This is a genomic window from Paenibacillus illinoisensis NBRC 15959, assembly GCF_004000925.1.
Taxonomy (GTDB): domain Bacteria; phylum Bacillota; class Bacilli; order Paenibacillales; family Paenibacillaceae; genus Paenibacillus; species Paenibacillus illinoisensis.
In genome coordinates this window covers 1-14,700 of the sequence record NZ_BIME01000008.1, presented here as the reverse complement: position 1 = coordinate 14,700, position 14,700 = coordinate 1, and the positions used below count along the sequence as shown (strand labels likewise).

Below are 14,700 nucleotides of genomic sequence, written 5' to 3'. Positions count from 1 at the left end.
CCCCCGCCAGAAGGCGGAGGGATCTTTATTATTTCTGTATTTCTGCCATTATAATAATGGCTTCATTTTAAGCTAAACTTATGGAGCTGTCTCAAGGAATTGAGCAGTCGGGTTTTTGTCTATTGCTGTTCTCATCGCATACTCATTCTCAAACAGGACAACGTAATTCCCCTTTTTATCCTTCACCAGGGTAGAGTTAATCCGGAATTTGCTCGGATCCAGATTCTCATCCACGATCCAGCGAGCAAACTGATAAGGCATACGCTGCAGCTGTACATCTACCCCATACTCGCCTTTCATCCGGTATTCGAATACCTCGAACTGGAGCTGACCTACAACACCAAGCAGTGTTTCATCGAAACTCACGGTGTTAAACACCTGGATTGTTCCTTCTTCCGTTAACTGGTCGATACCCTTTTGGTACTGTTTATGTTTCAGTGCATTTTTGACGGTTACTTTGGCAAAAATCTCTGGCGAGAAGGTTGGCATTTCATCAAACACAACCTCACTTCCCTGACTAAGCGAATCGCCAATCCGGAAAATACCCGGGTCAAATAACCCGATGATATCGCCAGCATATGCTTCTTCTACGATATCCCGATCCTGAGCTAGGAATTGCTGTGGTTGGGACAGCTTAATCTCTTTCCCCACACGGTTATGCTTAACACTCATCCCCCGTTGGAATTTACCAGACACGATCCGCAGAAACGCGATACGGTCACGGTGTGCCGGGTTCATGTTTGCCTGGATTTTAAATACATATCCGCTGAATTTCTCATTCGTTGGCTCGATCTCACCCGCGGTACTGTGACGCGGCTCAGGCTTAGGAGCCAGCTGCAGGAAGTTCTCCAGGAATGTCTGCACACCAAAGTTGTTGATGGCACTGCCGAAGAATACTGGTGTCAGCTCTCCACGTTGTACCTTCTCCATATCAAACTGATCTCCCGCTACATCCAGAAGTTCCAGATCCTGACACAGCTGGTCATGAAGATATTCTCCCGCCATCTCGCGGATAATCGGATCTTCGTAGCCGTCCACTTTTTGCACTTTAATCGTGGAGTGATCGTCCCCTTGGAACAATTCCACCTGATTTTTCATCCGGTCATACACGCCGCACAGATCGCGTCCTGTACCAATTGGCCAGTTCATCGGTACGGAGCGAATACCCAGTACGTTTTCGAGCTCTTCCATCAGATCAAACGGGCTTTGTCCTTCACGGTCCAGCTTGTTGATGAACGTGAAGATCGGAATGCCGCGCTTCGCACAAACCTGGAACAGCTTGATGGTTTGTGCCTCAACACCTTTGGCCACGTCAATCAACATGACTGCACTGTCTGCAGCCGTCAGTGTACGATAGGTATCTTCACTGAAGTCCTGGTGACCCGGAGTATCCAGAATGTTTACACGATGACCCAGGTAATCGAACTGCATGACGGAAGATGTAACCGATATCCCCCGCTGTTTCTCGATTTCCATCCAGTCACTTGTAGCGTGCTTGCTTGCTTTCCGCGCTTTGACCGTACCGGCGAGACGAATCGCGCCCCCGAACAGCAAGAGCTTCTCGGTCAATGTGGTTTTACCCGCATCCGGGTGAGAGATAATGGCAAACGTCCGGCGTTTGTCCACTTCCTGTTGAAGAATGTTATCTGTTTTGCTCATAGGTTCTATCCCTTTCGTCCGTTCATTCAACGTTAATTACCGGCCTGGCCGGTCTAATCTCAATCATTTATGCAATCCGGCGATACCGGTTGATTGTTTCCTTCGATTCTTGCACATTAGGTTTAATTTTACACATTTACAACGGAGTTCATCCTCCCTATTCCTGTGCTGCTATAACAAACCGTTAACCTGCTTCTTACCCAACTCTCCTATTGTACCATAATCTTTACCGAAAATAACCGATTACCTGCAAAGGATTCTTCACTTTTCCAATCGCAAAAAAAGAGCACCTTTAGCCAATAGATTGGCATCCAGGTACTCCTAATTCACGTTCCTAGCTTACTTAGAAAATCAATGCATCAAGTGCGTATTGTCCTCCACCGGTCAGAGCCAACGCCACACCGATCACCAGGATCGCGAGATTATACTCAAATCCGTTTTGTGTAGACCAGTATCCATTCGCACCATGAACTTTCACAATCGCAATCACCATGGTCAGTGCAATCAGAATGCCACCAACTGGAGTCAGCAGACCCAGAGCAAGCAGCAAGCCGCCACCGAATTCCGCCAAACCTGCCAGCAGTGCAACGAGTGCACCAGGCTTCATCCCCATGGACTCAAACCATCCACCTGTACCCTTGATCCCATAACCCCCGAACCAACCAAACAATTTCTGTGCACCATGAGCCATAAACGACAAACCGATTACCAAACGAATCAACAAAAGTCCTACATCCAACATGTTCTTTTCCTCCATTCAAATAGTTACAATCTGGTATTCTTATATTAAAGATATTATGCGAAAATTTTACTTCATGAATGTGATCGTAACCCCTTCACCTGGTTCAAATTTCATCTCATGAATAATCTATAGGTTCGAAGAGCTCCTTAGAACTCCTTCGTCCGTTTTTCTTTTTGCGTAATTTCTTTAACTCTTGAGTTGAGTATAAGTTATTCACTTACTTTTTGTCAACAACTTATTTTTATTTATTTATTTCCTTATTATTCTTTTCTCTCTCCTACGCAAAAAAAGCCCGGAAGAACGCGCACTTACGTCCTATCCAAGGCTTCTTTACACCTGATTTACTAGATTAGTTGTTCACTTGCCAAATAACACTGTCTTCGTCCTGCCCATTCACCGGCCACCAGTGGAAACCATCCTGCTCCAGCAGCTTCCCTGTCGCTTCCGGTCCCCATGTACCTGCAGGATACGTATGCAGTTCTCCATGATTTCCAGCCCATGCGGAAGCAATACGGTCGACAAAAGACCATGCCGTCGCCACTTCATCCCAGCGGGTGAAGTACGTGGAATCCCCTTCTGCTGCATCATGCAGCAGACGCTCGTATGCTTCTGGCGAGTTGATTCCAATCATGCAGCTCTGGCAGAAGTCCATTGCGAGCGGCTGAATTTCGGAGTCCGAGCCCGGTTTCTTGGCATTGATTTTAATGTAGATGCCTTCCATCGGATTCACCCGAATGACGAGCAGATTCGGTTCCAGTTTATATTTTTTGCCCAGATATACATTGTTCGGCATGGACTTGAATTCAACCACGATCTCGGTCGTTTTCACCGGCAGACGTTTGCCTGTGCGAATGTAAAAAGGTACACCCGCCCAGCGGAAGTTATCCACGAATACACGCGCAGCAAAATAAGTCTCGGTATTCGACTCCGGATCAACCTTGTCCTCCTGCCGATATCCCGGAAGCTGTTTTCCACGGTACTCCCCTTCCGTATACTGTCCACGGACAACGTTATTGCTCACTTCTTCATCGGACGTAAATGGTCGCAAGGAACGCAGCACCTTAACCTTCTCGTCCCGGATATCCTCGGGAAATAGACGGCTTGGCGGCTCCATGGCAATCATCGTCAGCATCTGAAGCATATGATTCTGCCCCATATCCCGCAGCGCACCGGAATGATCGTAATAACCCCCACGTTCCTCCACACCAACGGTCTCACCAAGCGTGATTTGAACATTCGCAATATGTTTGTTATTCCAGAGCGGCTCAAAAAATGCATTACCAAAGCGAATCACTTCAATATTCTGCACCATTTCCTTGCCCAGATAATGGTCAATCCGATAGATTTCCTCTTCACGGAACACCTCACGGATCTGCTCATTCAACTGCTCGGCAGACTGCAGATCATACCCGAACGGCTTCTCAATGACAAGCCGGTTCCAGCCTCGGCTCTCCAGCATTCCGCCATCACGTAAACTATAGGAGACACTGCCGAACAGCTCTGGAGCCAGTGCCAGATAAAACAGCCGGTTGCCTGGCGTGTTAAACTTCGCTTCCAGACCTTCTGTTTGATCCCGTAACTCTCTGAAGCCATCCACGTTATTAATATCAAGAGATTTATACTCAAAATGTTCGACAAACGCATTCCACTCATCAGGGTCACCTGCCGGATAGCGGCAGAACTCCTTAATGGATTCATGAATGTCTTCCCGGAATTGTTCTGGTGTCCTCGGACGTCTGGCTACACCAATAACCGCAAAGTCTTCGGCTAGCTTGCCTTCGCGGTAAAGACTATAGATTGCCGGAAAGAGCTTCCGGCGGGCCAAATCACCCGTTGCTCCAAAAATGAAAAATACTGCGCCTGGCGTCTGCACTTCATCTCGCATTTGTTTTTCGACCATGGGCTCCTCTTCCTTCCGGGAAGACTCTTTCTCTGCTCTTCCCGAGCTATGTAATGGTGTTATATATGCACAACATACAACCGACAATTACCAGTAGCTTCCTCTTGGATGTGATGCCATTTTAGCATATTGCCTGAAGGGTTGCACTAATTTTCCGGATAAAGGAGCCCCTTATTCCTCCAAACATTTCTCTGAAAATTCATCTATAAATATTCATGATCGAGCCTATAAATTCACCTAATATCATTTCAATATTCTATAGTGATTACCGGAAAACCTAACGTAATACGATTGCTTCCCTTATCGTGGTCCTGATGTACAGCAATCTGCATGTTCAGAATATCCGAGCCACTCTGGATCGCAGTCGGGAGCTCAGGGACACTGTAGGACACGCTTGCAGTGTTGTCATCCGTATAACGCTCAGCTGCATGCATACCCAGCTGGCTAGACAGCTTAGCCTCTGTCTCTTCTAGTTGATTGCTAACCGATGCATCGGTTGTTCCTCTGCCCTGAACTGCAAGGTTCCATGTTGCTTCCACCTTAGAATTTGCAAGCAGCTGATCTACCTGTTCATGCAAAGAAACGAGTTCGCTTAATTCAGTGGAACGATTACCCGCCAACTGTACAATAACATAGTATCTGTTCTCTCCAGTCACGACGGCATTTACCAATATGCCTGCACGACTTCCTTCAGCCTGAATCTCGCTGCGATATACATCATGACCTGTCTGGCTTCCCAAAACCGGTCGCGGCAGTCCCAATTGCTCCGACAAGCGTGCTGCTTCTTCCTCTGCACTCCCTGTCCCTTGTCCCTGCCATTTGATAATCATGCGTTCCATCTGATCCATTGCTGCGTTCGAAGTATGTATCAACTGTTCCAATTTCTCACCTTCTGACTCGTTTCTCTCTGCATACGCCGTCGTCATACCTATAACAATAATAAGTGCCAAAGCCACTATACCTGCAGACATCCAACGATTTAACATGGTTATCCTCCGCTCTCTCTTTCGTTCTATGAATCTATCAACAGCATGCCCCCTTTCCCCATTTGCTAAACTTCCTTGGACATCACAAAAAGGCCCGTTCTACCATGTGCATGGTAGAGCAGACCTTTCCACTTGCCTATCTATGCTATTCAAATTCGTTAAGTACGTTTTCTTGTTCAATGAATTTTGCTAATTAAAGTCGTTCACATTACAGTCTTCTTACTCTGCTAGACCATTTTTATAGGCATAGATGGCTGCCTGTGTCCGGTCGTCCACACCAAGTTTGGCCAGGATATTCGTTACATGGAACTTGACTGTTTTGATACCGATAATGAGATCATCGGCTATATCCTGATTGGACTTGCCCTTCGCGAGTAAACGAAGCACATCCATCTCCCGGTCAGTAAGCTCTTCATGAGCCGGGGCTGCTGCCTGAGGCTGCCGGAATCGATTCATCATTTTGGAGGCCACCTGCGATTCCAGAACCGATTGTCCACGTGCCGCAGCACGAATGGCATCTGCCACTTCATTGGCTCTTGATGTCTTTAACAGATAGCTGAAGGCACCTGCCTCAATAACAGGATACATTTTTTCATCATCCAGGTAACTGGTTAGCACAATGACTTTGCATTCCGGATACATTTTGAGCAGCTGCCGGGTAGCCTCGATCCCGTCCATGCCTTCCATGACTAGATCCATCAGAACAACGTCCGGCTTATATTCCTGTGCCAGTCGAATGCCTTCCTCGCCACTTCCCGCTTCACCCACAACCTCGATCCCGTCCTCCGTATCGAGCACGGCCGCGAGGCCGATCCGTACCATTTCATGGTCATCCACGAGCAACACTTTGATCGACGTTTCCGTCTCCGTTTCTACTTCCGGTTCCATTGACATGTTCTTCCTCACTTTCATCGCTCATCAAAGGTATCGTTATCTCAATTCGTGTTCCCTTGCCTGGTGCCGTTACAAATTGAATGGCTCCCCCGATCTCCGTAACACGTTCCCGCATGTTGGCCAGACCATAGGAAGCCTGCTTCTGGTCATCCAGATCGAAGCCCTGACCATCATCACGAATAAGCACACGAATCGCATCGGTCCGGCGCTGCAGCCGAATCTCCATTTTTTCTGCCTTGGCATGGCGCAGTGTATTGGACATCGCTTCCTGAATAATTCGGAACAGATGATTCTCAATGCCTTTGACCAAATGAATATCTTCATCCATCTCAAGCACAATGTCCATGGGTACTTTGGTTTTTAATTCCATGACAAGATCTTTCAGGCCCTGTTCTAAATGTTTGCCTTCCAGATAAACCGGTCGCAAATGCAGAAGCAATGCCCGCATCTCGGATTGGGCTACCGAAGCCATCTCCTCAATCAACGCCACCTGCCGCTGGGCACGTGCAAAGTCCTTTTCCATCTTTCGTCCAACCGCTGTGGCAGTCATCGAAATGGCAAACAACTGCTGGGAAACGGCATCATGCAGCTCTCGTGCCAATCGCTGCCGCTCTTCCACAATTGCCGTTATTCTGGCTTGCTCTGCGAGCTGTGCATTGTTGGTCGATAATCGTTGCAGTGAGGTAACCTGATCTTCCCACTTCTTGCCGATCCGCCCGAGCTGTTCGCTTAAACGGCCTACATCGTCGATCCCCAGATCGGGTACGGTGCGCGATAGAGATCCCTTTTCCCATTGTAGAAGGGTTTCCCGCAGCAATTCAAGCCTGCGTTTGACCCGGTAACTCTGATAGAAGCCAAAAGCCGCTCCGATGCCTATGAGCAATAAAACCAGCGCTAAGCCAGACTGAATCAGATGCCTCCATCCAGCAAACGGAGCAAGATAACCATATGTATACAGCACATATAAGATAACAGCGAGCACTATGAAAACAAGGAGGATCCCTTCACCCATACTTCGGGTTACCATGTCGGTATGTCGTTTTGTCTTCAACCGGGTCTCCTCCTTTTTTTCACTTATTGATTTATTACGGATTACGAATGCTTAGGTCGCCAACAATATAAGAAATAACAAATTTTGCTTTATGTTCACTGGTTTCATAACCAGGCGTTCTCCATATCAACTTGTTCATCATGCCACTGTCTTTTTCCCCGTTCAGGCTAATTCGTCCAAACATGACCGAAGCCTCAATCTCTACTCCGTAATCCTCAGGCAGTGTCAAACGAACATTTCCCATAACCCCTTGTAACAATACAATGGTCTGTTTTTCTTCCGGAATGGAGAGAGACAGATCTGCATTGACTTCACCAATAGCGTGCCATAAGCTCATGCTTCGTAACGTCCAAGGCACCTGGTCCCAGTAATAGCGGGCCAAAAAATTCTGTTTGCGCATGACATCGCCATGCAGATGCATCTTTTTGTTTTTGGAATAAAAATAGGCTAGTGAAGCAAGTACAATTAAAAATACAATCATCAGGTTCCCAAGCAGCAGAAGACATCCACCAATCGCCAAGTAGCGGTGACCTTTGTGCGTATCTCCTTTACGAACCTGGACCATTCCAATCGTTAACAGGATCAGTGCGGCAGCTGTCAGCAGATTAATATGCTGATTCAATAGCATGATTATACCGATAATAATGATCGCAAATGCAAGCCATTGTTCTTTTTTGTTCATCTCTGCCGCACCTCCTCTGCAAGTTGACTTTCCCTATTCGTTGGAAAAGCCATACCAGGCGATAATGACCTGTATGGCTTAACCTTTGTTCTACAAACCGTTCTTTATTCACGATTTATAGAATATCATATTGTCTGCTGAGCGAACAGTTATTCTTTAGAAGTGCTGCCTGTTTCATTTTTAGATCCGTTGCCCAGTTTGTTTTTCAGGGCTTGCAGTTGTTGATCTACTTTGAATTGTTTTTCAACATCTACAGGATTGGTATACGTAGATTGTGTGTTCCGGTAAGGAGCACGGGATACGTCTGCTTCAGCTTCCAGCTGCATGATTTTCTCTTCCATACGATGGAATCCAAGCGATGCACTACCACTTTCGATTGAATGCAGGCTGTTGATGGAAGACATTTGCTTTTTGGCTTTGGCCATTTGGGCACGGGATACGAGCTCATTGCGTTTGTTACGCATTTTGTAGAACTCGTCTTTCATGTCATGGAGCTGTTGCAGCAAATCTTTGGCTTGTGCTTCAGATTGTGCGTGCAGTTCACTGTACTCCGTAATTTTTTGATCAAAGTAGATTTTCTCTTCCAGCAATTTGCGAGCTACTTCTTCCTGACCATTAGCCAGCGCAGCTTCAGCTTGGGACTCGCGTTGTACCGAAGTACGCTCCGCTTCGTCCAGGCGCTGTTTCATGCGACGCTCATTTGCCATTTGTTTGGCTACTGTCACTTCAGCCTCATGGATTTCTGCCTCCATGTCACGCAAATACTGGTTCAACATTACAATCGGGTCTTCCACTTTATCCAACATATCGTTTACCGACGCTTTAGTCATATCCTTAATCCGTTTAAATACTCCCATTTTACTTTTCTCCCTTCTCGTAACGAGATAATTTTTGGCGAAGCTCTTCAACTTCTTTTTTCAATGCTTTTTTCTCAATATCTTTCATCATGGAATCCAGTTCACTCTCTTGAGGTGCACCTGCTCCATAGCTGTTATTATCGTAAGAGCGTGGGCCCGAATTGGGTCTGTTATTGTAACCTGGGCCGGGACCGAAGCCACCGTGACCTTGATTGTTGCCCCGGAAAGGTCCTCTGTTCGGGTCGTGATCATAGCTGTTGTATCCTCTGCCAGGACCGGGACCAGGACCTGGACCGTAACCGTACGGGTCATAAGGTGGAAACGGTTCTTTCGGTACCACCAGGGCTGCGATAAAGTAGATTAACAACGCTGTGCCGCCTGTTACAAAGATGCTGATGACGAAGATGATCCGCAGCAGCGTGGAGTCCATTCCGATGGATTCGGATATCCCGCCGATCAAACCTGTTAGCATCCGGTCACGCGTTGAGCGGTATAATTTGCTCATGTGCTTACTCCTTTCGTTTACTTATATCCTGTTACGGAATCATATCCGTATGGATCTGCAGGATAGGGTTCCTTCGGTACCACTAATGCAGCGATGAAGTAGATCAGCAATGATGTACCCCCCGTAGCGAAAATACTGATGAAGAAGATGAGACGCAGCAGCATCGAACTAAAACCAAGATTCTCAGAGATGCCGCCGATCAAACCTGTCAGCCTTCGGTTACGCGTCGAGCGGTATAATCTATTCATGTGACTACTCCTTCCTTTCATTGTTCAGCTTCTGTTTCAGGCGCTCCAGCTCTTTATCCAAGGTAGAGGAGGACATGCTGCCTGCTGTTCCTGAACCATCCTGGCTCATGCGGCGAATGTCTCTCAGACTCTGTGCCTCATATTCAAGATCAGAGACTTGGTCGTCCAAGCGATTGAACATTCGAGGTACATTCTGATTATTGTAGTGACCTCTTTGATTCATTCGTTGCTGCAATTGAATGGTTTGCATACGAGCGTAGTAGTATTGACGTTTGCTGTACACATTCTGATACTCCACTTTCAGCTGGTCAATCTGTTCATCAAGTTCCTGTAATGCTGCATTGCTCTGGGCATACAGTTCATTGTATTGTTCCATTTTTTCCTCATGGAGAATTTTCTCCTGCAGGGCCAGTTTCGCAAGATGCTCTTCTCCTGCTTTCAGAGCCATTGAAGCCTGCTCTTCCCGTTTGTGCACCATGCTTGCTGCCTGGTAGGCTTGCTGCTTCATCTGTCTAGTATGGCTTGCATATTGATGACGAAGCTTCTCGGCTTCGCCAATGTCTTGGCGGGTCGAGACCAGAAACTGATCAATCAGTTTGACTGGATCCTGACTTTGCTCCAGATGTTCATTTAATGTAGCTACGGTAATATCCCGCATTCGACGAAATACACTCATTATGTTCTGTCCTCCTTTTCAAGATCGTGATAATTTAGTAGCGGCCACGACGACTGCGATTGTTGCTGAGCATCGAGACACCGAAGATGATTAATCCGATGGCGATGATTGGTCCGATCAACCAAGCCAGTTTACCCATCAGTGACAGGATACCGATGATCAAGACGATCCAGCCCAGCATTACATTTCCTCGTTTAACCCCGTAGTAACCAAGTGCAATCATCAGAATCGGAATCAGATACCCCATCAGGTGTCCAAGAAGCGGAGTTAACTTTCCGAAAAGGATGAGAGCACCCAGCGCAATCAGGACAATCGCCCAACCATTTCCCTTATTCCATCTCATAATTTTTTCACCACCCTTTCGGTTTGTATTTTGATTTGTTTATTTGCTCGTTTGTGTTTGTTGTTTCTTGTTTAACCTTATGTCTTTATTCTAGGGGAAACGGGGACTTTTCAAAACAGACCGCGGACGGTTTTTCATCCTAGACTCAGGTCGGGGATGGTGTTGGACCTCCGTCTGTCCTTGCATCAGACCTCTGTCGACATACAATGAGGTTGAAATTGGAATGCTTCATATCCCCTTATCCGGTACTAGAGAGCGAACTAACTCATCTGAGCTTGCAAGCGCCATTGATATGATCTGCCCTTAAGCCTTATGTACGTTTACAAAAGGAATTCGTTTCCCCCGAATGATGTACGGTTGAATGAAAAGCTCTTCTTAACTCGAAACGCAAATACTTTTTTATCCATATAAACAAATTTATGTTGTTATTAATGTAAGCGTTTACTAAAATAGAAGCAGTATTGATCCTAATTCTGAAGTTAGGAGTGGGGGCTGTGCGGTCCATCAGTTATCTTCATAAAATGATCTTATTTGGCATTCTGCTCAGTACCTTGCCTATTCTGCTGGCCGGAATAGCGGCAATTCTGTATTCCATGAATCAAACGGAGCTGCATCGCATGCAAGCGAATAAACAACTTCTTTTATACATGCAGACGAGCGTCGAGCATAAGCTTAACACCGTCAGTTATATGCTGGATCAGGCGACTCGCTCTCCTATTACACTTCAGTCCCTTTCAGCCACACTTCCAGGAACATTAACGACAGCTAACCAGCTTCAATCCGAATTTCAACATATGCGATCCTGGGAGCCCTTAATGGATATTACGCTAGTTAACGAAGCTCAGGATTGGCTGGTCGATCATGCGGGGTTATATCTTAACACGGACTTCCCTTTGGCTCTTCCCATGCGAGATTTGTTGTCCAAAACCCAGACCTCTGGCTGGCAGCTGATTCCATCATCTGTATTTAAGCATAATGAACAGGATTTCCCGTCCGGATGTAACTATCATATCGTGCTCGGCAGATCCATCTCGTTTATGAATGCACCCGCTGACTCAGCTTTAATTGGCGGAATTCCTGCATGCTCATTACATCATTCTATTGTATCTGAATCCGTTGACATGGATATGTCTGCTTCAGAATTGATTATTGTGAACAGGGAACAGCGTATTCTTGTTCACCCCGATCCTATGTATATTGGACAACCCTTATCGGCAATGAACATCGAAGATATTGAATCTAAAATGGACATGAGCGAATTGCTCTCTCCGAATATGTCTGCTGCTTCAAAGGAATACCACGAGGTTCGAATTGCCGATACAGAATATTCCTTAACCTTCGCTAAGACACCGTTAAAGGGATGGACTTATATCTTAATTACACCCATGAATATCCTATCCCAAGAGTATATTGAGATTGGACTGTATACCTTGTCTGTCGGCGTAATACTCCTTCTACTCTCGATATTATTCGTAGGGTTAGGTTCAAGGCGTTTGCATATCCCTATACGGAACCTGCTATCGCAGCTAGGTATTACTGACAGAGTTTTATCGAATCAGAAACTGCAACAATCCTTTTTACGATCTCAAGATGAATTCGAGCAGATCAAGACCCATATTACCCAGCTTTCAGCTTCTCGATCCCAGATGGAGTATAAATTAAATCAATACGTTTTGCAGACACGCACTCAGTATATGATAAATATGCTTCTAGGTAAGTGCTCGCCTGGCATGCTGCACCAAATCTTGAGCGAACTAGGCTACAGAGATCATCTTATTGAGTGGCAACAAATAGTCGTATTGAACCTACAGATCGATTTAGCAAGTCAAACGAAGTATGATCATCACGATCTCGATCTCCTGTTATTTGCCGTTCAGAATATAGTGGAGGAATCCATCGATAAGGATCGACAACTCCTTCCGATCATTGTGGAACAGACTGTAGTAACCGTAATAGGTTCTGTTAAAATGGACAACTCTGTATTTTCAAATGAACTTTACGAAATAACTGAGCTTCTGCACCATCGAGTGAGTGAAGTTTTGAATCTTCAGCTGAATATCCGTTTCAGTCAACCATACTCTTCCTTTTCAGAAATACACCTGGCGTATATTGAAGCCAGGAAGCTGTTACAGCTGCAGACCATATCAGGAGCTAGCGTCAAACAAAATGAGGAAGCCTCAATTTACTCTTCCTTGTGGACGCTACCTTACCCTGAGTCCCTCGAATATCGTCTTATGCAATCGATTCAATCTGCAGATGAGGCAGAAGCTTCCGTACTATTACAACAGTTGCTCCAGCGTGTGTATCATATGGAATGGACCGAGGAAGAATACCAGGTTGCTTTAACTCGATTATTGATGCACATATTACAAATGATGCAGGAATCAGGTATACGACTTGGGCAGATCTCTTCAGGGCACAGCCCAATGATTAACGAACTGCTCGCTCTGCAAACGGCTGCCGATATCGAACAATGGTTTATTTACCGTATCATTAGACCGGTTATTGGCATTTTCAGAGAAAGGCAATATGCACAGCATCAGCAGATCTCGGAAAGAATGATTGCCATCATCCATCAGGAATACGATACCGATCTGACACTCGAAGAGTGTGCTTGTAGGCTCCATTATAATGCGAGCTATTTGAGTACTGTGTTCAGCAAAGAAACAGGCTACGCATTCAGTGAATATTTGTCACAGTATCGGTTCAAGATGGCCCGAAAATGGTTGGATGAAACCGAGCTAACCATTAAGGATATTGCTGCTCGGCTTCGTTACAACAACCCGCAGAACTTTATCCGTTCTTTTCGAAAATGGGAGGGAATCACTCCAGGTCAGTACCGGGAACGTAGACAGAAGCCTCTTCGCTCTTCCATGAAATAATTGTTTGTAATAACGAATGAAAAAGGAGCAGATGGTCTGCTCCTTTTAATGATTCGCGCATGGTTTATTTCTTATTTTATTGCTTAGCTTCTTTCTTACGAACAATCTTCATATTCTGTTGGTCCAGCTGAATTAGTATTTTTCCGAACCTGCCGCCACGTAGGAAGTTAACCACGCCATCTGGATAGGCACTTCGGATATAGTGCTCAACCCTGTATAGTGAGTCTGTGTCCGTAGGCAATCCATAGGTGTTTAGCCATTCCTGTAGATGATCTACAACTTGCTGAACAGGCATCTCAATGGTGTTGACTTCATTAGTAATTAACGACGTATACGCGTAACCCTTCAAGAATAGCAGCTGTTGTATGTATCCCATATCTCCCGAACGGTAAGGCGGATTAACATGAAGTACCTCTTTAAACTCGTCTATTAACGTATGCACTCTCGGGCCGGCCATAGCACTGATATAAACGTATTTGCGAGCACTTTGAATTGCCTGTTCAACGGTTTCCCAATCAGACATTGCGGGGCACATGGAAGCAAAGGCAAAATCATATTTCTGTTCCCAGCCTTTCTCCTGAATCGATATTTCTTCAAACCGTTCAGGAACGATCTCAATTTTAGATGCTAATGTATTCGGGATTGTCTCTTTCATCAAAGAAATAAGCAGTTCTGAAGGTTCGACTGCAGTGACAGTTGCCCCCTTTTCTGCAAAAGGAATTGTAAAAATGCCTGAAGCCGCTCCAATGTCCAAAATGGATAACTCACTGAAGTCTACGCCTTGATTCTCAATCCAGCTCATGATGCGCTCGGAACGCTTCTTACCTTCTTCTGTGAAGGATTGATGATGATAGTCTCGTGCCCAGCGTTCAAATGCTTCTTCCGTTTCGAATGGCGCACTCTTTTTCTTATATCTTGGATTCCTCGGCCGCTGCTTCCACGCCTCTTCCCAGATCGATAGATCAAATAATAGTTCTGAATAATTAACTGAATTGTTCTCCTCAGACACTTTTTGCTCAAGCATTTCGTTTCACTCCGTTCTATGTAATAAAATTGAAAGTTCACCAGAAAGGATCTTCTCTTTTTAAACCAATAAAAGTATCTCAACACTGTTTAGCCAATATCACAATGGCTCCATATCAAAGACTTTATTTATCTACAATATATTTAATTTATTTATACGTCAACCTCATAGTTTGGACTATTCATCAATTGCGAGAAATAAAGTAATAAAAATAACCCTGTGAATTGTCTAAGCAATCCACAGGGTTATAC

General features: G+C 45.5%; 14 protein-coding genes. 1 reads left to right on the top strand and 13 read right to left on the bottom strand.

The window, feature by feature from the left end; genetic code table 11:
- Positions 1–78: 78 nt before the first annotated feature.
- The 12 genes from PIL01S_RS18920 to PIL01S_RS18865 all read right to left on the bottom strand — a co-directional run bounded on the left by PIL01S_RS18920 (position 79) and on the right by PIL01S_RS18865 (position 10,543).
- Positions 79–1,659 carry a peptide chain release factor 3 gene (locus tag PIL01S_RS18920; protein WP_127538884.1) on the bottom strand — a complete coding sequence of 527 codons (1,581 nt, stop codon included), beginning with the start codon at positions 1,657–1,659 and terminating at the stop codon, positions 79–81.
- Positions 1,660–2,002: 343 nt separating this feature from the next.
- The gene (locus PIL01S_RS18915; protein WP_024634146.1) at positions 2,003–2,401 is read right to left on the bottom strand and encodes a DoxX family protein; all 399 of its coding nucleotides are present in this window, start codon (positions 2,399–2,401) and stop codon (positions 2,003–2,005) included.
- 349 nt (positions 2,402–2,750) lie between these two features.
- On the bottom strand, positions 2,751–4,301 hold the full coding sequence (gene zwf, locus PIL01S_RS18910) for a glucose-6-phosphate dehydrogenase (protein ID WP_127538883.1): 1,551 nt from the start codon (positions 4,299–4,301) through the stop codon (positions 2,751–2,753).
- 248 nt (positions 4,302–4,549) lie between these two features.
- Positions 4,550–5,287 carry a YwmB family TATA-box binding protein gene (locus tag PIL01S_RS18905; protein WP_127538882.1) on the bottom strand — a complete coding sequence of 246 codons (738 nt, stop codon included), beginning with the start codon at positions 5,285–5,287 and terminating at the stop codon, positions 4,550–4,552.
- A 219-nt stretch (positions 5,288–5,506) separates the two neighbouring features.
- Entirely contained in the window at positions 5,507–6,175 is a 669-nt protein-coding gene (locus PIL01S_RS18900) for a response regulator transcription factor (protein ID WP_095292211.1), read from the bottom strand.
- Complete coding sequence (locus PIL01S_RS18895) at positions 6,117–7,232, bottom strand: sensor histidine kinase (protein WP_127538881.1); 1,116 nt, start codon at positions 7,230–7,232, stop codon at positions 6,117–6,119. The genes PIL01S_RS18900 and PIL01S_RS18895 overlap by 59 nt, the downstream gene beginning before the upstream one ends.
- A gap of 34 nt (positions 7,233–7,266) precedes the next feature.
- Entirely contained in the window at positions 7,267–7,914 is a 648-nt protein-coding gene (liaF, locus tag PIL01S_RS18890; RefSeq protein WP_127538880.1) for a cell wall-active antibiotics response protein LiaF, read from the bottom strand.
- Between the two features lie 149 nt (positions 7,915–8,063).
- Positions 8,064–8,771 carry a PspA/IM30 family protein gene (locus PIL01S_RS18885; protein WP_127538879.1) on the bottom strand — a complete coding sequence of 236 codons (708 nt, stop codon included), beginning with the start codon at positions 8,769–8,771 and terminating at the stop codon, positions 8,064–8,066.
- Between the two features lies 1 nt (position 8,772).
- Positions 8,773–9,276: a PspC domain-containing protein gene (locus PIL01S_RS18880; RefSeq protein WP_127538878.1), complete on the bottom strand. Its 504-nt coding sequence runs from the start codon at positions 9,274–9,276 to the stop codon at positions 8,773–8,775.
- Between the two features lie 17 nt (positions 9,277–9,293).
- Positions 9,294–9,524, bottom strand: coding sequence for a PspC domain-containing protein (locus PIL01S_RS18875; RefSeq protein WP_095292218.1), 231 nt, complete (start codon positions 9,522–9,524; stop codon positions 9,294–9,296).
- Positions 9,525–9,528: 4 nt separating this feature from the next.
- On the bottom strand, positions 9,529–10,200 hold the full coding sequence (locus tag PIL01S_RS18870; RefSeq protein ID WP_127538877.1) for a PspA/IM30 family protein: 672 nt from the start codon (positions 10,198–10,200) through the stop codon (positions 9,529–9,531).
- 34 nt (positions 10,201–10,234) lie between these two features.
- Positions 10,235–10,543, bottom strand: a complete 309-nt coding sequence (locus tag PIL01S_RS18865; protein ID WP_095292221.1) for a LiaF transmembrane domain-containing protein — start codon at positions 10,541–10,543, stop codon at positions 10,235–10,237.
- 494 nt (positions 10,544–11,037) lie between these two features.
- Between PIL01S_RS18865 and PIL01S_RS18860 the strand changes: the two genes are divergently transcribed.
- Complete coding sequence (locus PIL01S_RS18860) at positions 11,038–13,425, top strand: helix-turn-helix domain-containing protein (protein WP_127538876.1); 2,388 nt, start codon at positions 11,038–11,040, stop codon at positions 13,423–13,425.
- A 76-nt stretch (positions 13,426–13,501) separates the two neighbouring features.
- On the opposite strand, the gene PIL01S_RS18855 is transcribed toward PIL01S_RS18860, so the two are convergent.
- Entirely contained in the window at positions 13,502–14,449 is a 948-nt protein-coding gene (locus tag PIL01S_RS18855; RefSeq protein ID WP_127538875.1) for a class I SAM-dependent methyltransferase, read from the bottom strand.
- Positions 14,450–14,700 lie beyond the last annotated feature (251 nt).